This is a genomic window from Oxalobacter paraformigenes (assembly GCF_000158475.2).
Lineage (GTDB): Bacteria > Pseudomonadota > Gammaproteobacteria > Burkholderiales > Burkholderiaceae_D > Oxalobacter > Oxalobacter paraformigenes.
In genome coordinates, this window is record NZ_KI392031.1 from 1,086,707 (window position 1) to 1,106,277 (window position 19,571).

The 19,571-nt window shown below is 55.6% G+C and carries 15 protein-coding genes; 12 read left to right on the forward strand and 3 right to left on the reverse strand.

The features are described from left to right. The first annotated feature begins 318 nt into the window (after positions 1 to 318). Complete coding sequence (locus tag OFAG_RS09115) at positions 319 to 1,032, forward strand: ankyrin repeat domain-containing protein (protein ID WP_005876530.1); 714 nt, start codon at positions 319 to 321, stop codon at positions 1,030 to 1,032. Here the strand turns inward: OFAG_RS09115 and nadB are convergent, their stop codons facing one another. Together nadB and OFAG_RS09125 are read right to left on the reverse strand one after the other, a co-directional pair. Then, positions 1,033 to 2,655: an L-aspartate oxidase gene (gene nadB, locus OFAG_RS09120; protein WP_005876529.1), complete on the reverse strand. Its 1,623-nt coding sequence runs from the start codon at positions 2,653 to 2,655 to the stop codon at positions 1,033 to 1,035. A 154-nt stretch (positions 2,656 to 2,809) separates the two neighbouring features. Beyond that, positions 2,810 to 2,959 (reverse strand): lmo0937 family membrane protein, encoded by a 150-nt coding sequence (locus OFAG_RS09125; RefSeq protein ID WP_020995174.1) that lies wholly within the window; start codon positions 2,957 to 2,959, stop codon positions 2,810 to 2,812. A gap of 276 nt (positions 2,960 to 3,235) precedes the next feature. Here OFAG_RS09125 and proC point away from each other — a divergent pair, with 276 nt between their 5' ends. Both proC and OFAG_RS09140 read left to right on the forward strand, forming a co-directional pair. Then, positions 3,236 to 4,024, forward strand: coding sequence for a pyrroline-5-carboxylate reductase (proC, locus tag OFAG_RS09135; RefSeq protein WP_020995175.1), 789 nt, complete (start codon positions 3,236 to 3,238; stop codon positions 4,022 to 4,024). 398 nt (positions 4,025 to 4,422) lie between these two features. Continuing rightward, the gene (locus tag OFAG_RS09140) at positions 4,423 to 5,421 is read left to right on the forward strand and encodes an SEL1-like repeat protein (protein ID WP_187138743.1); all 999 of its coding nucleotides are present in this window, start codon (positions 4,423 to 4,425) and stop codon (positions 5,419 to 5,421) included. 58 nt (positions 5,422 to 5,479) lie between these two features. Here OFAG_RS09140 and recJ read toward each other — a convergent pair whose 3' ends face one another. Further along, entirely contained in the window at positions 5,480 to 7,177 is a 1,698-nt protein-coding gene (gene recJ, locus OFAG_RS09145) for a single-stranded-DNA-specific exonuclease RecJ (RefSeq protein ID WP_005876524.1), read from the reverse strand. 269 nt (positions 7,178 to 7,446) lie between these two features. Between recJ and OFAG_RS09150 the strand changes: the two genes are divergently transcribed. The 9 genes from OFAG_RS09150 to eno all read left to right on the forward strand — a co-directional run bounded on the left by OFAG_RS09150 (position 7,447) and on the right by eno (position 19,557). Beyond that, on the forward strand, positions 7,447 to 8,715 hold the full coding sequence (locus OFAG_RS09150) for a lipoprotein-releasing ABC transporter permease subunit (protein ID WP_005876523.1): 1,269 nt from the start codon (positions 7,447 to 7,449) through the stop codon (positions 8,713 to 8,715). Then, entirely contained in the window at positions 8,708 to 9,394 is a 687-nt protein-coding gene (lolD, locus tag OFAG_RS09155) for a lipoprotein-releasing ABC transporter ATP-binding protein LolD (RefSeq protein WP_005876522.1), read from the forward strand. The genes OFAG_RS09150 and lolD overlap by 8 nt, the downstream gene beginning before the upstream one ends. A gap of 42 nt (positions 9,395 to 9,436) precedes the next feature. Continuing rightward, the gene (locus OFAG_RS09160) at positions 9,437 to 10,243 is read left to right on the forward strand and encodes a TatD family hydrolase (RefSeq protein ID WP_005876521.1); all 807 of its coding nucleotides are present in this window, start codon (positions 9,437 to 9,439) and stop codon (positions 10,241 to 10,243) included. Continuing rightward, positions 10,244 to 12,673 carry a DNA internalization-related competence protein ComEC/Rec2 gene (locus tag OFAG_RS09165; protein WP_005876520.1) on the forward strand — a complete coding sequence of 810 codons (2,430 nt, stop codon included), beginning with the start codon at positions 10,244 to 10,246 and terminating at the stop codon, positions 12,671 to 12,673. Between the two features lie 400 nt (positions 12,674 to 13,073). Further along, positions 13,074 to 13,757, forward strand: a complete 684-nt coding sequence (locus tag OFAG_RS09170; RefSeq protein ID WP_005876519.1) for a hypothetical protein — start codon at positions 13,074 to 13,076, stop codon at positions 13,755 to 13,757. Positions 13,758 to 13,763: 6 nt separating this feature from the next. Then, complete coding sequence (locus OFAG_RS09175; RefSeq protein WP_005876518.1) at positions 13,764 to 15,425, forward strand: autotransporter outer membrane beta-barrel domain-containing protein; 1,662 nt, start codon at positions 13,764 to 13,766, stop codon at positions 15,423 to 15,425. Positions 15,426 to 15,742: 317 nt separating this feature from the next. Further along, positions 15,743 to 17,395 carry a CTP synthase gene (locus OFAG_RS09180; protein WP_005876517.1) on the forward strand — a complete coding sequence of 551 codons (1,653 nt, stop codon included), beginning with the start codon at positions 15,743 to 15,745 and terminating at the stop codon, positions 17,393 to 17,395. Then, positions 17,392 to 18,243, forward strand: a complete 852-nt coding sequence (gene kdsA, locus OFAG_RS09185; RefSeq protein WP_005876516.1) for a 3-deoxy-8-phosphooctulonate synthase — start codon at positions 17,392 to 17,394, stop codon at positions 18,241 to 18,243. The genes OFAG_RS09180 and kdsA overlap by 4 nt, the downstream gene beginning before the upstream one ends. A 30-nt stretch (positions 18,244 to 18,273) precedes the next feature. Further along, on the forward strand, positions 18,274 to 19,557 hold the full coding sequence (gene eno, locus OFAG_RS09190; protein WP_005876515.1) for a phosphopyruvate hydratase: 1,284 nt from the start codon (positions 18,274 to 18,276) through the stop codon (positions 19,555 to 19,557). The last annotated feature ends 14 nt before the right edge of the window (positions 19,558 to 19,571 follow it).

Below are 19,571 nucleotides of genomic sequence, written 5' to 3' on the forward strand. Positions count from 1 at the left end.
CCGTAATCCTGCCGCACGATTTACATGTAAATACAAAAAACTTTCCTAAGGAAAAAGAGCCAAAGTTTCCGGGGCGGCCTGCCCGGGAAAAATCCTTCCTTCCGCCGTATGACGTCGTTTCCCGACACCATCTTGTGAGAGGGGAACCGCCGCAGTCCGGAAGGGTCAAACGTGGAAACCGTCCATTCTGCCGCACCCGCCATTCTCCGGATACCGGTCTTTGCCTCCGGCTTTCGTTGCGTGAATGATGCACTCCTCTTCACAGCGGCAGAATTTGCCGGATAATACGCTACCTGCCGCATTTTCCCTGACGCCACCATGACAAAGCCCTTTCCGTTCCAGAAAACCGTCTGCCGGTTCCTTTTTTTCTTTATGGCCGTGCTGGCCGCGCTTCCATCAGCCAAAGCGGGTTCATTTGACGACTGGTTCATTGCCGTCAAGAACGATCAGGCGGGAAAAGTGAAAGAGCTGCTGAAAAAAGGGTTCGATCCCAACGCCATCGAACCGAAGAGGGGAGACACCGGCCTGATTCTCGCCATGCGGGAAAACTCGATGGACGTCATGGCGGTTCTGCTTTCCGACAAGAGAACGAAAATTGACACGGAAGCTTTCAATGGCGACAACGCCCTGATGATCGCGTGCTACAACGCCAATGAAAAAGCGGTGAAGACGCTTCTGGACAAAGGGGCAAAGGTCAACAAGAACGGCTGGGCGCCGCTTCATTATGCCGCCGCCAGCGGCAACAACCAAATCGTCCGGATGCTGCTGGAAAAGGATGCCTTCATCGACGCCGTATCGCCCAATGCAACGACCCCCATCATGATGGCGGCACGAAACGGCCATATCTATACCGTCAAACTGCTGCACGACAATGGCGCTGACCTCACCCTGAAAAACCAGCGCGGTTATTCAGCCATCGACTTCGCCAACGAAAACAAAAACACCGATATCGCCAAAGGCCTGGAATACCGCCTCAAAAAAGAAGCCGATCTGGAAAAACGGAAAAACGTCCTGCCGCAGTTTCCCTTCTGATCACGTCCCGGACAGAATGCGTTTTCTGGCGGGCGTCAGCACAGTCGGCATGGCTTTCGGGAAAGTGGTCGGAAAATCGGAATTGTAATGCAGGCCCCGGCTTTCTTTGCGCGAAAGGGCGCTTTCGACGATCATTGAGGCCACATCCACCAGATTCCGCAATTCCAGCAGATTGTGGCTGACGATGAAGTTGGCGTAATACTCGTCGATTTCCTCCCGCAACAGATGGATCCGGCGCTGTGCCCGTTCCAGACGTTTCGTCGTCCGGACAATGCCGACATAGTTCCACATGAACCGGCGCAACTCGTCCCAGTTGTGGGAAATGACAACATCCTCGTTGGCATTGGAAACGCGGCTTTCGTCCCATTCCGGCAAAACGGGGGAGAGCTCCCGCGGCTGGCTGGCGATGTATTCCGCCGCCGTTTTCCCGATAACCAGGCATTCCAGCAGGGAATTGCTGGCCAGCCGGTTCGCGCCATGCAAACCGGTACAGGCCGTCTCGCCGACGGCATAGAGATTTTTGATATCGGTTCTGCCTTTGGTATCGGTCACGACCCCGCCGCAGGTGAAATGGGTGGCGGGCACGATGGGAATCGGCTCTTTGGTGATATCAATGCCGAATTCGAGACAGCGGGCGTAAATCGTCGGGAAATGTTCCTTCAGAAACTGCGGATCCTGGTGGCTGATATCCAGATGGACATAATCCAGACCGCGTTTTTTCATTTCAAAGTCGATTGATCTCGCCACGATATCGCGCGGCGCCAGTTCCGCCCTCGGATCGTGTTCCGGCATGAACCGTTTGCCGGCATCCGCCCCGGCATCCGGCGGCAGTTTCAGAAGGCCGCCTTCCCCCCGCACCGATTCGGAAATCAGGAAGGATTTGGCATAGGGGTGGTAAAGGCAGGTCGGATGGAACTGCACGAATTCCATATTCGATACGCGGCAACCGGCACGCCATGCCATCGCTACCCCGTCACCTGTAGACGTATCCGGATTGGTGGTATAAAGATAAACCTTGCCGGCGCCACCGGTTGCCAGAACGGTATGGCGCGCGGCAAAGGTATGGACTTTTTCCTCTTCCTCGTTCAAAACGTAGAGGCCATAACATTCAACCGGCCGCTTGTCTTCATAAAGCTTTTCGGACGTAATCAGATCGACGGCGAAATGGTTTTCGAAAAGATGGATATTCGGACTGTTCCGGATGATTTTTTCCAGCGTCTGCTGGACGACATGCCCGGTGGCGTCGGCCGCGTGAATGATGCGCCGCTCGCTGTGACCGCCCTCGCGTGTCAGATGGTAACCCGTCTGGGTGGACTTGTCCGTGGAAAAGGGGACTCCCTGATTGATCAGCCAGTTGATGGCTTCCCCGCCGTGTTCGACGATAAACCGGGTAGCGACTTCGTCACACAGCCCCGCGCCGGCGGTCAGGGTGTCTTCAACATGTTTTTCGATACTGTCCAGTACCGGATCCAGTACAGCGGCAATGCCGCCCTGGGCGAAATTGCTGGCGCTTTCCCACAATGTCCGCTTGCAGATCAGCGCGATTTTGAACGTCCTGGGAAGACGCAAGGCAACGGACAGGCCTGCCAGCCCGCTGCCGACAATAACGACATCGAAATTCATGACTTTTCTTACCGGAATAAATTGTTTTCAAAGCAAACACTATATTCCATTGAACGCGATTCGTCATGTATTTTGACGCTCTGCAAAAAAGTGGGGAAACGGACTTTTCCCATGCAGCGACCATCTGCCTGTCAGGGGAAAAACGCGGTTTCCGTCAGGACGATCGTCTTCCCGTCAACAAGCCGAAAAGCAGGACGACGACCGCGGCAATCAGCAGCAAATGGACAAACCCGCCAAACAGATGCGTTGTCAGTAACCCGATAATCCACAAAATGAAAAGTATGACCGCGATAGTGTAGAGCATGGACTTCTCCCGGAAACGGTTGGCGGCGGCACAACAATCGGCCGCCTGCATGGTCTATTTACGACCGTTTCCGGCAAAAGCAGTTCCGGTAACCATTTGGTAAAAGTAAAATGAAGGGAAAACACGATGAAAATCGCAAGCCAAAATGGCCGCCGATTGCGCGGGTACCTTTCCGGAAAATCCGGATTTCCGGAGTTTTCCTGCCGGAAAAAGCGGCGTGGCGTTTCCGGTCACGAGCCATCGCTTGCGGCATTAACCTGACTGAAAGGAACTGTGATGAAAAAACTGGGATTTATCGGGATGGGAAACATGGCGTCCGCCATACTGCTGGGCGCTGTCAGGTCAGGTTTTTTAAAAGGGGAAGAATCCATCGCCTACGACTTAAACGGTTTCAAGCTGGACGACCTGAACAAGAAATGCGGGATGGCCAAAGCCGCTTCGGCAGCCGAAGCGATCGACAACAGTGAGATCGTTTTGCTGGCTGTGAAACCGAAAATCGTGGAAAGCGTCCTGAACGAAAACCGCGACAGGCTGAAAAACAAGACCCTGCTGTCGGTGGCCGCCGGCTGGCAATACAGCCGCCTGCGCCGTTTTCTGGACAACTCCACCCATATTTGCGCCATCATGCCGAACACACCGGCCATGGTGGGCGAGGGCATGACGATTATCGAATCCACAAACGACCTGTCCCCGAAAGAACTGATTTTCACCCGCAAACTGTTCAGTGCACTGGGAGAAGTGGAAGAACTTTCCAGCGACCTGATGGGCATTGGGGGCACCTTGTCCGGTTGCGGCCCCGCATGGGTTTTCATGATGATCGAGGCGCTGGCCGACGGCGCGGTCTATTACGGCTTGCCGCGAGACATCGCTTACAAGCTGGCCAGCCAGACGGTTCTCGGTTCCGGAAAAATGGCAAGAGACACCAAAACGCATCCCGGCAAACTGAAAGACGACGTCTGCTCGCCGGGCGGCATTACCATTCGCGGCGTGAAAGCGCTTGAGGCAGGCGGATTGCGGATTGCAATGATGAATGCCATGGAAGCCGCATACAAAAAACCCGACTGATTGCCGGAACGGTAAAAGAATGGCCAAAACCCTTTTGGCCATTCCCCCGGATTTTCCTGCGCCTGCGCTCAGAAAGTCTGCACGCATTCCACAACAGACGATGGCGTCGTCCCCGGTTTTGCCGAAGAAACGATACCGTTCCGACAATCTGAACAATCAAGGATAAACGAATGGCCTGCTCATTAGGAAATATTTCCACGCTCTTGAAACTTCGTCCGTTCTTCAGACCTCGTATTCTTCCTGTTCTTTTTATCTTCTGGACCCTGCCTGTCCTGGCAAATTCCGCCATTTTCCAACCTGCGGATGAGTCAGTAGAACCGGTTCGGGAGGATGCTCATTCTGTCTGTGTTGTAAAATGGGCAACACGGCAAGGAAACAGTCCGGCAGAAAACCGTGAATTGCTGTCATGGTGTCAAAAAGCGGCTGAACACGGAAAAGCAGCTGCCCAGAATATCCTGGGCAATATTTACTTAAAGGGCATAGGTACCCCCAAAGATTCCCGTAAAGCCGTCTTCTGGTATAAAAAAGCGGCCGATCAGGGATATGCATGGGCACAAACCATGCTCGGCAATGCCTTTTACGATGGAGACGGAATCGAAAAAGACTTTCACAAGGCCATTTTATGGTGGAACAAAGCCGCCCTTCAAAACGACGTCCTGGCGTACTATAATCTCGGTCTTGCTTATCGCTATGGAAAAGGCGTCGAAAAAAACCCGCATACCGCCTTTTTCTGGTGGGAAAAAGCAGCCGCACAGGATTACGCCTTGGCCCAGAATACCCTGGGATATGCCTATGAGAAAGGCATCGGAACCGAAAAAAATCCGGAAAAGGCGCTATTTTGGTGGAAAAAAGCCGCTGCACAAAACGATGCGGCAGCCCAATATAATCTGGGACGTGCTTACTTTTACGGCAGAGGAACCGAAAAAAACCCGGAAGAAGCTGTATTCTGGTTGCGTAAAGCGGCCGATCAGGAACAACCTTCAGCACAGGAATTGCTGGGTTTGGCCTATGAAAGGGGTGAGGGCATTGGAAAAGATCCGGACAAAGCCGTTTACTGGTACGAAAAAGCGTCGCTTAACGGCAGCGTAGCAGCCCAAACAAAACTTGGCCTGACTTACCTGACTGATAACCGTAGTCCTGAAAACGATCAAAAAGGCATTTCATGGTTGAAAAAAGCCGCAAGACAAGGAGAAGCAAATGCCCAGGCAACTCTCGGTCTGGCTTATCTTTCCGGTCGCGGCGTTCCCCAAAACCGCTTTTATGCCTGTGCGATTTCTTGCCATGCCGCCAGCAAAACCCCGATAGCCGCCGCATTGTGCAACGAATTGAAACACAAAATGACGCCCGAAGAAATCAGGCGTACCCGGCTCATTCAGGTGAAACCGCTTTTTGACTGAAAGTGGGCCCGCCATCGATACACGATAAACCTTCACTCAGACCGAACGGAAAAAACGCTTATTCCAAACCTTCCGCGTGTTCGACAATGAGCTGGACAGACGTTTTGCCATTGTATTCGTTGGCGTCCAGCCGGTAGGCCAGCCTGACACGCCGGGGCAAAAGCTCGGTACTGCCGAACCGGATAGCCGTATAGTAACGGTCGTTTTTTTGCAGTTGCAGTCTTGAATGCCGGTCTTTCAGGATACGCTGGTTGATTACCGTGAACTCGTCGCAGAAAAGCGGGGGTGGAAAACCGTGGCCCCATACCTGCGTTTCCAGCAATTCGATGAAATCCAGACTGAAACAGTCGTCGTCAAGGGAACCGTCCGTTTCGATCTGGCGCTCTAGCTGCGTCTGCGTCAGCCACTCACGCGCGACTGCCTCGAACGCTTCGGAAAAAGCGTCGAATCCGCCGGATCGCAAGGTCAGGCCGGCCGCCATCGCATGGCCGCCAAACTGGACGATCAGGCCGGGATGCCGCTTGGCGATCAGATCCAGGGCATCGCGCAAATGGAATTCCGGAATGGATCGTCCCGATCCGCGGATTTCCCCATCCTTGCCGGTGGCAAAGGCCATTGTCGGCCGGAAATGCTTCTCCTTGATGCGGGAAGCCAGAATGCCGATAATGCCCTGATGCCAGTCTTCCGACAGCACGCAGAGGGTGGCCCGGTTCTCCGGATGGACTTTGGCGATTTTCTCCCGCGCCTCGATGCGCATATCCGCCTCGATTTCCCGCCGCTCGATATTGATCCGGTTCAGTTCTTCCGCCATCTGAAAAGCACGGGATTCATCATCGGTCAAAAGGCATTCAATGCCCAGCCCCATGTCCGACAGACGGCCCGCGGCGTTCAGTCGGGGACCGACGGCAAAACCCAGATCGAAAGACGACGCTTTCCGGAAATCCCGTCCGGAAACGCGGAAGAGGGCGGCTACACCGGCCTGCATGACGCCCGAACGGATACGGCGCAGGCCCTGCGCCACCAGAATCCGGTTATTCGCATCCAGCCTGACCACATCGGCAAATGTCCCCAGCGCGACCAGATCGAGCAAATGGTCAAGCCGGGGTTGCGTTTTTTCATCGAACACCTTCCGTCGCCGCATTTCGGCTCTCAGGGCCAGCAATACATAAAACATGACGCCGACGCCAGCCAGACTTTTGCTGGGAAACGTGCAGTCCGGCTGATTGGGATTGACGACAATGCAGTTTTTCGGCAATTCGTCACCCGGCAAATGATGGTCTGTTACCAGCACGTCCATTTGCAGCTCAACCGCCCGCCCGATGCCTTCCAGACTGGCAATACCGTTATCGACCGTGACCAGCACGTCGGTTGCATGCTGTTTTTTCGCTTCGTCCACAATGGCCGGCGTCAGTCCGTAACCGTTGTCGAACCGGTTCGGAACCATATAATCAGCCTGTGCGCCCAGCAGTTTCAGGCCACGCAAGGCCAGGGCGCAGGCCGTTGCCCCGTCACAGTCGTAATCCGCAACGACCGTGATCTTCCTGCCAAGAGCAATGGCATCCGCCAGAAAAGAAGCGGCCCGGTCAATATGAAGCAGACGCCCCGGAGGAATCAGGCCGGAAAGCCCGGTGGACAATTCGGCAGGGTCGGAAATGCCGCGCGCGGCAAAAATCCGGGCGAGAACGGGATGGACTCCTGTACGGCACAAATCCTGAAAAGCTTTGGCGGGGAAAGAACGGACGACGATTCGGGTCATGACTGCAAAATTTCATTCGGGCGGATACGGGAATGAAGAAGGAACGGCCAGACCCATACCGCAAAGACCGTATTCTCGCACTATTTCGTGCTCCCGTGAAACTTTTCAGCCAGGGTTTTGTCATTGCCATCCTGGATCAGGGCGTTTGTCCGGGCGCAGGCGGCCCGGTTTTCGCAACAGCCCTGCGATAAAGCAAGCCGATTGCCGATCCGTGTGTGACGACACACCGAATATATGGCAAACTGTGCCATCTCGATGGGGGAATCACGTTGAAAATTTTTTCCAATCTGCCGTTTGAATGGCTTGTCGGACTGCGTTATCTCCGTTCCGGCAAACGCAGCGGCCGCAACCGGTTCATTTCATTCATTTCGCTGATATCCATGACGGGCATCGCACTGGGCGTCGCTGCCCTGATTATTGTCATGTCCGTCATGAACGGCTTCCAGAAAGAAGTCCGCGACCGGATGCTGTCGGTCTTGCCGCATATCGAAGTCCAGGATATTTACGGATCGCTTCCCGACTGGCGGAAAACAGCCGAAACCGCCAGGCAGAACCCGGAAGTGACCGGCACCGCACCCTATGTCATCGGTCAGGCGCTGGTCACCCGCAACGACACGATGCGTGGCGTCATCGTGCGCGGCATCGAACCGAAAGAAGAACCCAACGTCTCCGAAATCGCCCGCCAGTTCATTGCCGGCAAACTGGGCGATCTGCAACCGGACTCCTTCAACATCGCCATCGGCAAGGAACTGGCCCGCATGCTGCGCATCGGCCCCGGCGACAAACTGACGGTCGTCATTCCGCAAGGGCAGGTCACGCCTGCCGGCGTATTGCCGCGCCTGAAACAGTTCACGGTCTCCGGCATATTCGAGGCCGGTCATTTTGAATTCGATTCCACGCTCGCGTTCGTCAACATGGAAGACGCCATGCGCATGTTCAGGACAAACGCACCAACCGGATTGCGCATTCAAATCAAGGACATGCAGGAAGCTCCTCAGGTAGCGCATGAAATCGGTCTCCTGCTTTCCGACGACGACGTCATCGTGCGCGACTGGTCGAAACAGAACCGCAACTGGTTCGCGGCCGTCCAGACCGAAAAGAAAATGATGTTCATCATCCTCATGCTGATCATTGCGGTTGCCACCTTCAATCTGGTCTCGACACTCGTCATGACCGTCACCGAAAAACAGGCCGATATCGCCATATTGCGCACGCTCGGCGCCTCGCCCCGTTCGATCATGAAAATTTTCATGATACAGGGAGCGCTGGCCGGCATCTTCGGAACGCTGATCGGGCTGGGATTCGGCATGCTGGTGGCCGTCAACATCGACGTCATCGTCCCCTTCATCGAACGGCTTTTCGGTTTCCAGTTCCTGCCGAAAGACATTTACCTGATCAGTTCCCTGCCGTCCGATCTGCGTCTGACGGATGTGCTGGTCATCGGCGGCGCATCCATCGTCCTGTCTTTCCTGGCGACCCTTTATCCCAGCTGGAGCGCCGCCAAGGTCAACCCCGCGGAGGCACTGCGTTATGAATGAAACCGTTTTGGCGTGCGAAGGACTGTGCAAAACGTTCCGGCAGGGAAACTATACCGTCAACGTGTTAAACGACATCCGCTTTGAAGTCAGGGCGGGAGAGCGTATTGCCATTGTCGGCGCGTCCGGTTCCGGCAAATCGACGCTCCTGCATTTGCTGGGCGGACTCGATACGCCCACCGCCGGGTCCGTCACGCTTGGCGGCCGGAATCTCGCCAATCTGAACGAAACGCGGCGCGGCGAATTGCGCAACCGGGCGCTGGGCTTCGTTTACCAGTTCCACCATCTGTTGCCCGAATTTTCGGCGCTGGACAACGTCGCCATGCCGCTGATGATCCGCCGGGAAAACCGCGCGGCGGCACAGCAAGCGGCCCGTGCGATCCTTTCGCGCGTCGGGCTCGACAACCGCGTCATCCACGTGCCGGGTGAACTTTCCGGCGGCGAACGGCAACGCGTCGCGCTGGCACGCGCGCTCGTCACCCATCCAGCCTGCGTGCTGGCAGATGAACCGACCGGCAATCTGGACCGGCCGACGGCACAGCAGATATTCGACCTGATGCTGGAACTCTCGACCACCCTGAAAATCGCTTTCGTCATCGTCACGCATGATAGCGATCTGGCCGGACGCTGCGACAAAATTTACCGCATGTCGGAAAAAGGCCTGCAAAAATTATCCGGATAAGTTAAATTAGACTGGGATTTTTTATTGGCGACACTTCCAGCCATGTGGATTGATACGCATTGCCATCTTGATGCCTCCGAATTTGCGGGACGGGAACGGCAAATCGCCAGCGACGCCGGGAAACTGGGCATCGCTCACCTGGTCGTTCCCTCCGTCGATCGCGCCAGTTTCGGCCGGGTCGCGACGCTGGCGCATGCCTGCACCAACTGTTCCTATGCACTCGGCATCCATCCCATGTACGTGCCGCACAGCACCGAAGACGATCTGGCCGCCCTTGAAAACGCCCTTGCCGAAGGAATGTCCGATCCCCGTCTTGTCGCCATCGGTGAAATCGGACTCGACTTTTATGTTCCCGAACTGGCGGAATCGCCCCTGCGCGAAAAACAGGAACATTTTCTGGTCGAACAGCTGAAAATGGCGAAAAAACATGAATTGCCCGTTTTGCTGCATACCCGGCGTTCGGTCGATACGGTCATGAAACACCTGAGACAGCAGGGCATCCGCAAGGGAATCGCCCATGCGTTCAGCGGCAGTTTCCAGCAGGCCGATGCATTCATCAATCAGGGTTTCAAAATCAGTTTCTGCGGAACCTGCACCTATGAACGGGCCCGGCAATTGCGCAAACTGGCCGCAGAACTGCCCATCGGCACGATCGTCGTCGAGACCGATGCGCCCGATCTGCCGCCGGTCTGGAAAAACCGGAAGGAAAACAGCCCGCTGGAACTGCCGCGCATCGGTGAGGCCATTGCTGCCTTGCGCGGCATTTCACCCGATGAACTGGCTGAACGTACCTGCCGCAATGCCGCAGAAGCCATCCCGCGGCTGGCTCCATTATTGACGAAAGGATAAATGCAAAGTGCGATTGTCGGCTTCATCCTCGGCATAGCATGGCTCCAGCGACAATCCACACTTCCCAATAAACCCTTTCTTTTCGGCCTTGGCGTTCTTGCCGTCCTTCTTTTTTCCCTGTCGTTTCTGCCGGCCCTGATCCGGCGTTATCCTCTGGCAAATCCTGTGTTGAGGCTGGCGGCCGGAACCGCTTTCGGCATCTTCTGGTCATCGCTGCTTGCCCTTCACACACTGGCCCAAAACCTGCCGGAACCCCTGGAAAACAAAAATCTGGTCGTGACCGGAACGGTGTCCAGTCTGCCGCAAGCCGACGATGGAGGCGTCCGTTTCCAATTCCGCACCGAAAAGGCGGTTTATCAGAACCGGCGCGTCCTCATTCCCGACAACATCCTGCTTTCATGGAAGGACAGTCATGCCGCTTTCATCGGAAAAAGGGCAAGGAATGTGCTGCCCGGCCAGAAATGGCAATTCAATGTGCGCCTGAAGCGACCGCATGGCCCCGCCAATCCCGACGGCTTCGATTACGAACTCTGGCTCTTTGAACAGGGCATCCGCGCCACCGGTCACGTCAACACCGACGTCCGGTTGCCTGACCCAAACGAACTGGTCGATACTTTCGTATTCACGCCGATGAACGCGATCAACGCGATCCGCCAGAAACTTCGGGAACGGATTTACCGTGCCTTGCCGGATGGCGAATACGCCGGCGTCATCGTCGCACTGGTAATCGGCGAGCAAAAAGCCATTTCCCGTTCGGACTGGGAAATCTTCAACCGGACCGGCATTTCCCACCTCGTTGCCATTTCCGGCCTTCACATCACCCTAGTGTCCGGCCTTTTCGCCGGACTGGTCAGCGCACTCTGGCGACGTTCCTTTTTCACGAAAAAGCAATTGCCCCTTCTGCTTCCTGCCCAGAAAGCCGCCGCTATCGCGGGTGTGGGCATGGCGCTCCTCTATGTCGCGCTGGCCGGTTTCGGCATTCCGGCCAGAAGAACGCTTTGCATGATCGTCATCGTTGCCCTGGCATTGTGGACAGGCCGCCTGACCCGTTTTTCCCATGTCCTTCTGGCAGCGGCCGGCGTCGTTCTGCTTTTTGACCCCCTTGCCCTGATGAAACCGGGTTTCTGGCTCTCGTTTGTTGCAGTCGGAACCATCCTGTATGCGACGGCAGACAGAACCCGCCGCTTGCCTGAAAAAGACAGCCGTTTCAGCCGGTTGCGCCATATCCTCGGTTCAGCCGCCCGCACCCAGTGGGCCGTCACCATCGGTCTCGTTCCCCTGACCATGCTGTTTTTCGGCCGCGTTTCCCTGATCGGGCCGCTTGCGAACGCCCTTGCCATTCCTGTGGTCTCCCTGTTCGTCACGCCACTGGCCCTGCTCGGCAGCGTCCTGCCGTCACCGTTAATCAACCTTGTTCTGACGGTCGTTCATTTTGCCATTCAAACCCTTGCAGATATTCTCGAATGGCTCGGTTTTCTGCCATTTGCCGTCTGGTCCGCACCGGTTCCGTCTTTTTACCTCATCATTTTCGCTCTGGCGGGAACGCTCTGGATGCTGGCGCCGAAAGGCTGGCCGTTCCGGGGGCTGGGCCTGCTTTGCTGGCTGCCGCTTTTCCTTTCCGCGCCGGCCCATCCCGGTTACGGCGAAGCGTGGATTACCGTACTGGACGTAGGGCAGGGAAGCGCCGTTCTGGTCGAAACGCAAAAACACCGGCTCCTGTTCGATACCGGCCCGCGCTGGTCGGCCAATGCCAGTGCGGCTGAAAGCGTCATTTATCCCTATCTGAAATCCCGGGGAACAGACCGGCTGGACACGATCGTGGTTTCCCACGGAGACAACGATCATTCCGGCGGCCTGCTCGCGTTGACAGGAAAACTGCCGGTTGACGAAGTCCTGTCCTCCATGCCGCCGGATTCCCTTCTGGTCAGGATTCTTCCCGTCCACCGGCCCTGTCTGGCCGGGCAACAGTGGGAATGGGAAGGCATCCGTTTCGAGATGCTGTATCCGGCAAGCGACGACTATCTGGACGACAATCATAAAACCAACAACCTGAGCTGTGTCCTCAAAGTGGCCACGCCAAAATACGCGATGCTTCTGACAGGCGATATCGAAAGCGGCGAGGAACGCGAATTGGTCAACCGCTATCCGGACAAACTGAAAGCCGACATTCTTCTTGCTCCGCATCACGGCAGCCAAACCTCATCGACATGGCCGTTCCTGTTTTCCGTCAAACCACGCTTCGCCGTCTTCCAGACCGGCTACCTCAACCGTTACGGCCATCCGGCAAAACGGGCTGTCGACCGTTATGGCCTGCTGGATATCCGGACTTACCGGACAGACCGGGATGGCGCGATTGTTTTTGAAATGGGCAATACGCTTGAATCCGGAAGTTGTCGCGAACGCCAGACACGTTATTGGAAAACCCGCTGAAACGGCGAAAAAATTTCCCGGATTGAACATTTCACCTCTTTGAAATCCAACGCTCATGAAAAAAAGCAAACTAACTCCTAACGGCCGTCTTCCTTGACACCCTGATCGGGGAAGGGGAGGGATAGAAGCAGCCGAAATCCCCGCCAACGGCATTTCGCAATCCTCCGGAACCGAAAATTACATCGCTTCCTCTGACGCGACCATCACCGCAACGGGCGGTGATGAAGCCATCCTGATCAACAAGGGCGCCACAGCCACCATAACGATTGATGAAGGAAAAGGCACCCTTACCATCGACAAATCGGGTTCATGGTCTCCGATTCAAATCAACAATAACCCTTATAACACCGCCCGGAACAATCTTACCGTCAACGGAAATCTTATCGTCAACTCGAACAGCATGGCTTATGATTCCGGTGGCGACATTACCGGAATTGGCGACGCCAATCTGGTCGTGACGGGAGACCTGACCGTCCGGAGCACGTATGGCGGAAAATACGCGCTCAGCGGAGCCAACCTGTTTTTCGAAGGCGGTTCAGTCCGCGTGGACGGAAACACGGATCTGAGTGCAAAAGCCATCAATTCGGGAACAGCCGGATATACCGGCTTTCTCGCCGGCATTTATGCCAATCAGGGCAATTCTTCCCGTCCATTCACGGAAATGACGTTCGGCAAGGATGCGAGCAGCACCTTCCACCTCCACGACATTCATCTGACCTCGACACAACAGCAGGCCGAGGCATACGGCATCAGGACGCACACAGCAAGCACGACAGGCTTTGCACCGGCCCATCAGTCCCATATCATCATCAACAGCAAGGCCATCATTGAAAACATCAAGGCCGTTTCACCGGACAGTGATTTTGCTTACGCTGCCGGGGTGGAAGCCTCGGAATCCGCGCATGTCGAATTCAAATCGGACCTGACGGTCAGAAACATCGCGGCTGTCAATGGCAACGATGTGTCTGGCCTGACTTCGGGAACAAGCGGTTCCGATGCCGAAGCCTATTCTCTGATCGCGCTTCGTGGGGGACAAATCGATGTCAATGCCGCCCGAAATGCCGCTTATACCGTCCAGATCTAAGGCGACATGGTGTCTGTCGATAAAGATGGCTCCCTCGAATCCCGGATCAACGCCAGTTTCATGAATGAACAGTCTTATTTCAAGGGACTGACAAACGATCCTTATGGGGTAGGAACCGGAAAAATCGACCTGACTTTCGCCAATCAGGCGTACTGGATCGTTCCGGAGGATAATGCGCTCCGCGGTACGCTCACCCTCCGGAACGGACGGGTCTATGTCGGCGGCACGCCCGACATGTTTTCTTCGACAACCCACAATAAAAGCGCGGTACTGGACAATGCCAGAACATTGACCCTCGACAATCTGGCCGGCTCCGGCGGTATATTTTACCTGCGTGCCGACATTGCCAGCGACAATGCCGACCGGATTGTCGTCAAAAACGGGGAGGGCAACCATTCCCTGATGGTCCGAAGCACAGGCGCCGAGCCGTCCGCGGCGAGAATGAACACCTATCTTGCGAGCCTTAAAAACGGGTCGGCCAACTTTACACTGGCAAACAGGGACGGAAAAGTCGACGCGGGCACATTCCAGTACATCTTAAAGAACGAAAACACCGGTTCCGGAAAAGGCTGGTATCTTGCACAGGATGACGGTTCGGATACCCCGCCGCCCATTGTTCCGGACGCTCCGTATACCCCGCCGCCATCCACTGTCCCGGAAGCCAGGCCACGTCTGACGCCTGCGGCTGAAACGGCACTCAGTCTTTCAAACAGCCATATCCGGATGAGATCGGTTCAGGCAAATAACATGCCTGTCCGTCTCCGTGACCTGCGCCAGCATGCCCTGTCAAACAGAAGTGCCCAGGGAAGCGAAACATCGGGTTCAGCCACTGCGGCTTCACCCCGCTCCGGCATTGCCAGTCTGGCCTTGAATGGCTGGGCTGATTCTTTCGGTCAAACAGGCCGTTTCAAGAGTTTCGAGGGAAGCCGGTATGATCAGGACGTTTACGGACTCGCGCTGGGAGCCGACAAACAGTTCAGGGAAAAAAACGCTGTCTGGTTTCTGGGCGCCAGAGGGCAATATACAAAAGCCGACCAGAAACTGAACGACCACGTCGGACGGGGAGACGGCAATTCCAAAGGACTGGCGCTTTACGGAATCTGGATTCATGAGTCGGGATGGTACGCCAATGCCATACTTTCCGCCGATCATTACCGCCAGCATCTTGAAGCGTATCAGACCGACGGAACGTCTGCACGCGGTCATTACGGTGTCTGGGGATACGGCGCGAATCTCGAAGTCGGAAAACACATTCCGCTCGCGAATCGCTTTTTTCTGGAACCGCAAGTCATTCTCGACTATTACCGGGTCAATGGCGTTTCCTACACGCTTGACAACGATCTCGACATCGATGCCGACGCGGTCAATTATCTGTCCGGAAAAGCCGGCCTGAGAGTAGGGCAAAACTGGAAAACCGGCGAACGCCAGTATCTGGAATATTTCCTGAAAGGGGGAATCAGCCACGAATTCGATTCCAAACAGCGTATGGTGACAAACAATACCTATGTATTCAGCGACGATTTCAAAGGGAACCGTCTGTTTTACGGTATGGAAGTTTCCGGCAGCCTGAACAAATACGTTCGCCTGTATGGACAGATCGAAAGAGAAAAAGGAGACGATTTCGATACGGACTGGACGTTCAATGCCGGATTGAGACTGTCGTTCTGACGCTTTTGCACCGGTTTTCCCAAAAACCTGGCCAGCAACAAAAGACACGGAAAAGGACTTTTCAAAAACCCTGTCCTTTGCTGGCTACGCTTTTCTTTTATCAGCAAAAACAAATATTTAAAATGATAAAGTGATAATTTTCCTTAAATAAACGCTTTGCTTGCCCTCTCCTAAATTCCAGCCTGTTTTCCGCCATCCGGAAAGGAACCGGTCAAGGCAGTTTTCCCGTTTTCTTCCCGGCCACAATAACGTATTCCACGGCCTTTTTTTACGTTATAATTTGGATTTCCTGCTACGTGCCCTGAGCACCTTCTGCAATGACCAAGTTTGTATTTGTCACGGGCGGTGTCGTTTCGTCCCTCGGTAAGGGGATTGCCGCCGCTTCACTTGCCGCCATCCTCGAATCGCGCGGCCTCAAAGTTACCATGATCAAGCTGGACCCGTATATCAACGTGGACCCCGGCACAATGAGCCCTTTCCAGCACGGCGAAGTGTTCGTCACCGACGACGGGGCGGAAACCGACCTTGATCTGGGCCATTACGAACGTTTCATTTCCACCCGGATGCACAAGGTGAACAATTTCACCACCGGGCAAATTTACGAATCCGTCATCCGCAAGGAGCGGCGTGGCGAATATCTCGGCAAAACCGTTCAGGTCATCCCGCATATCACGAACGAAATCCAGAATTTCATCCATCGCGGCGCCAAAGGCTACGACGTCGCGCTGGTTGAAATCGGCGGCACCGTCGGCGATATCGAATCGCTGCCGTTTCTGGAAGCGGCCCGCCAGCTGAGCCTCCGCGCCGAAAAGAACTCGACCGTTTTCATCCACCTGACACTGGTGCCATACATCGCTTCCGCCGGTGAACTGAAAACGAAGCCGACCCAGCACAGCGTCCAGAAACTGCGCGAAATCGGCATCTATCCGGATGCGCTGCTCTGCCGTGCTGACCGGCCGATCCCGGAAGACGAACGCGCCAAAATTTCCCTGTTTTCCAATGTCCGGGAAGACGCCGTGATCTCGGTCTGGGATGTGGACACCATCTACAAGATTCCGCAAATGCTCCATGATCAGGGGCTGGACGCCATCGTTTGCGACAAACTGGGCATCAACCCGCCGCCGGCCGACCTTTCCATGTGGAGCAATCTGGTTCATGCCCTCGAACACCCTGAAAAGGAAGTCTCGATCTGCATGGTCGGAAAATACGTCGATCTGACCGAATCCTACAAATCCCTGATCGAAGCGATCCGGCACGCCGGCATCCATACCGGCTGCAAGGTCAATATCGACTTTCTCGATTCCGAGGAAATCGAATCGAAGGGTACGGACCACCTGTCCAGATACGACGCCATTCTCGTTCCCGGCGGCTTCGGCAAACGGGGAGTGGAGGGCAAGATCGCTACTGCCCAATATGCCCGCGAACACAAGGTGCCTTATCTTGGCATCTGTCTTGGCATGCAGGTCGCGCTGATTGAATTCGCCCGGCACGTTGCCGGCATGTCCCGCGCCAACTCGACCGAATTCGACCCGGATACCGATCAGCCGGTCGTCGCCCTGATTACCGAATGGCAAAACCGCAGCGGACAGGTCGAACAGCGGGATGAAAATTCCGATCTGGGAGGCACCATGCGGCTGGGCGCGCAAACCTGCGCCGTCGAACCCGGCACGCTGGCGGCCGAAATCTACGGCAATGTCGTGACCGAACGCCATCGCCACCGTTACGAAGCCAACAACCTGTATCTTGACCGCCTGAAAGAAGCGGGCCTGATCGTTTCGGCCATGACACCCACTGAAAAATTGTGCGAAATCATGGAACTGCCGAAAACCGGCAAACAGGCCCATCCCTGGTTTGTCGGCGTGCAGTATCATCCGGAATTCAAATCCACCCCGCGTGACGGCCACCCCCTGTTTACCGCCTTCATCAAGGCGGCGATCGCCAGCAAGGAAGCAAAAGGAAACAAGGCATGAAACTTTGCGGTTTTGAAATCGGGCTCAACCAGCCTTTCTTCCTGATTGCCGGCCCCTGCGTTATCGAATCGCGCCAGCTGGCGATCGACACGGCCGGCGCCCTGAAAGAAATGACCGCCGAACTGGGTATTCCCTTCATTTACAAATCGTCCTACGACAAGGCCAACCGTTCTTCTTCTGCCTCCTTCCGGGGTCTCGGCATGGAAAAGGGACTCGACATTCTGGCCGATGTCAAAAAACAGTTCAACGTCCCGGTTCTGACCGATGTGCACGCCGAAGACGAAATCGAAGCTGTTGCGCAAGTCGTCGATGTCCTTCAGACTCCGGCGTTTCTGTGCCGCCAGACCGATTTCATCCAGGCTTGCGCCCGTTCCGGAAAACCCGTCAACATCAAGAAGGGGCAGTTCCTGGCGCCGGACGATATGGGCAACGTCGTCAGAAAAGCGAAAGAAGCGGCAAGGGAAGCCGGACTTTCCGAAGACCGTTTCACCGTTTGCGAGCGGGGCGCGTCTTTCGGTTACAACAATCTGGTTTCCGACATGCGGTCGCTTTCCATCATGCGCAAAACAGGTTGTCCTGTCGTGTTTGACGCGACCCATTCAGTCCAGCTGCCGGGCGGGCTGGGCGACGCTTCCGGCGGGCAACGCGAGTTCGTTCCTGTCTTGGCGCGGGCTGCCGTAGCCGTTGGCGTGGCCGGACTTTTCATGGAAACGCATCCGAACCCGGCCGAAGCCAAATCCGACGGCCCCAACGCGGTACCGCTGGATCGCATGAAAGCACTGCTGACGCAACTTGCCACACTGGACAAAGTCGTCAAGCAGGGTAATATGTCGAATTTCGATTTTTAACCTCACAGACAATCAGCTTGGGAGAAATTTATGAGCGCAATCGTTGACCTCATCGGACGCGAAATTCTCGATTCCCGTGGTAATCCGACCGTCGAATGCGACGTGCTTCTGGAATCCGGAGTGATGGGGCGTGCCGCCGTTCCTTCCGGAGCCTCCACCGGATCGCGCGAAGCGATCGAACTGCGTGACGGCGACGCCAGCCGTTACAACGGCAAAGGCGTATTGAAAGCCATTGAACACATCAATACCGAAATCGCCGAAGCGATCATCGGGCTGGACGCCAGCGAACAGGCTTTTCTGGACCGCACCCTGATCGATCTGGACGGTACCGAAAACAAGAGCCGTCTGGGCGCCAATGCCATGCTGGCCGTTTCCATGGCTGTCGCAAAAGCCGCGGCGGAAGAAGCGGGATTGCCCCTGTACCGCTATTTTGGCGGTTCGGGCATCATGCAATTGCCCGTTCCGATGATGAACATCATCAATGGGGGCGCCCATGCCGACAACAACCTGAACATTCAGGAATTCATGGTCATTCCGGTCGGCGTCCGCACTTTCTCGGCAGCGGTGCAATGCGGCGCGGAAATTTTCCACACCCTGAAAAAAATCCTGCAGGAAAAAGGCCTGACCACCTCGGTCGGCGACGAAGGCGGTTTCGCGCCCTCGGTTGCCCACCATGAAGAAGCGATCCAGCTGATCATCACCGCCATCGAAAAAGCCGGCTATGTGCCTGGAACCGAAGTCTGCATCGGTCTGGACTGCGCCGCCAGCGAATTCTACCGGGACGGCAAGTACCATCTGAGCGGCGAAGGGCTTGTTCTCTCGGCAGAGGAATTCACCCATCTGCTGGAAACCTGGTGTGACAAGTATCCCATTCTCTCCATTGAAGACGCGATGGCGGAAGACGACTGGGAAGGCTGGGCCTATCTGACGGAAAAACTGGGCAAGCGCGTCCAGCTGGTCGGCGACGATCTGTTTGTCACCAACACCCAGATCCTGCGTGAAGGCATCCAGAAAGGCATCGCCAACTCCATCCTGATCAAGATCAACCAGATCGGCACCCTGACCGAAACCTTCGCAGCCATCGAAATGGCCAAACGCGCCGGTTACACGGCCGTCGTGTCCCACCGTTCCGGTGAAACCGAGGATTCGACCATTGCCGATATTGCCGTCGGCACCAATGCCCTGCAAATCAAGACCGGATCGCTCTCGCGTTCCGACCGGATCGCGAAATACAATCAGTTGCTCCGTATCGAGGAAGATCTGGGCGAAGTCGCCAGCTATCCAGGCAGAAGCGCATTTTACAATCTCAAATAAATGCTGACAGGAAA

Excerpts from the sequence above, each read along its gene's own strand:
- OFAG_RS09115 (WP_005876530.1), top strand. The coding sequence starts at position 319 with ATGACAAAGCCCTTTCCGTTCCAGAAAACCGTCTGCCGGTTCCTTTTT.
- nadB (WP_005876529.1), bottom strand. The coding sequence starts at position 2,655 with ATGAATTTCGATGTCGTTATTGTCGGCAGCGGGCTGGCAGGCCTGTCC.
- OFAG_RS09125 (WP_020995174.1), bottom strand. The coding sequence starts at position 2,959 with ATGCTCTACACTATCGCGGTCATACTTTTCATTTTGTGGATTATCGGG.
- proC (WP_020995175.1), top strand. The coding sequence starts at position 3,236 with ATGAAAAAACTGGGATTTATCGGGATGGGAAACATGGCGTCCGCCATA.
- recJ (WP_005876524.1), bottom strand. The coding sequence starts at position 7,177 with ATGACCCGAATCGTCGTCCGTTCTTTCCCCGCCAAAGCTTTTCAGGAT.
- lolD (WP_005876522.1), top strand. The coding sequence starts at position 8,708 with ATGAATGAAACCGTTTTGGCGTGCGAAGGACTGTGCAAAACGTTCCGG.
- OFAG_RS09160 (WP_005876521.1), top strand. The coding sequence starts at position 9,437 with ATGTGGATTGATACGCATTGCCATCTTGATGCCTCCGAATTTGCGGGA.
- OFAG_RS09165 (WP_005876520.1), top strand. The coding sequence starts at position 10,244 with ATGCAAAGTGCGATTGTCGGCTTCATCCTCGGCATAGCATGGCTCCAG.
- OFAG_RS09170 (WP_005876519.1), top strand. The coding sequence starts at position 13,074 with ATGGCTTATGATTCCGGTGGCGACATTACCGGAATTGGCGACGCCAAT.
- OFAG_RS09175 (WP_005876518.1), top strand. The coding sequence starts at position 13,764 with ATGGTGTCTGTCGATAAAGATGGCTCCCTCGAATCCCGGATCAACGCC.
- OFAG_RS09180 (WP_005876517.1), top strand. The coding sequence starts at position 15,743 with ATGACCAAGTTTGTATTTGTCACGGGCGGTGTCGTTTCGTCCCTCGGT.
- kdsA (WP_005876516.1), top strand. The coding sequence starts at position 17,392 with ATGAAACTTTGCGGTTTTGAAATCGGGCTCAACCAGCCTTTCTTCCTG.
- eno (WP_005876515.1), top strand. The coding sequence starts at position 18,274 with ATGAGCGCAATCGTTGACCTCATCGGACGCGAAATTCTCGATTCCCGT.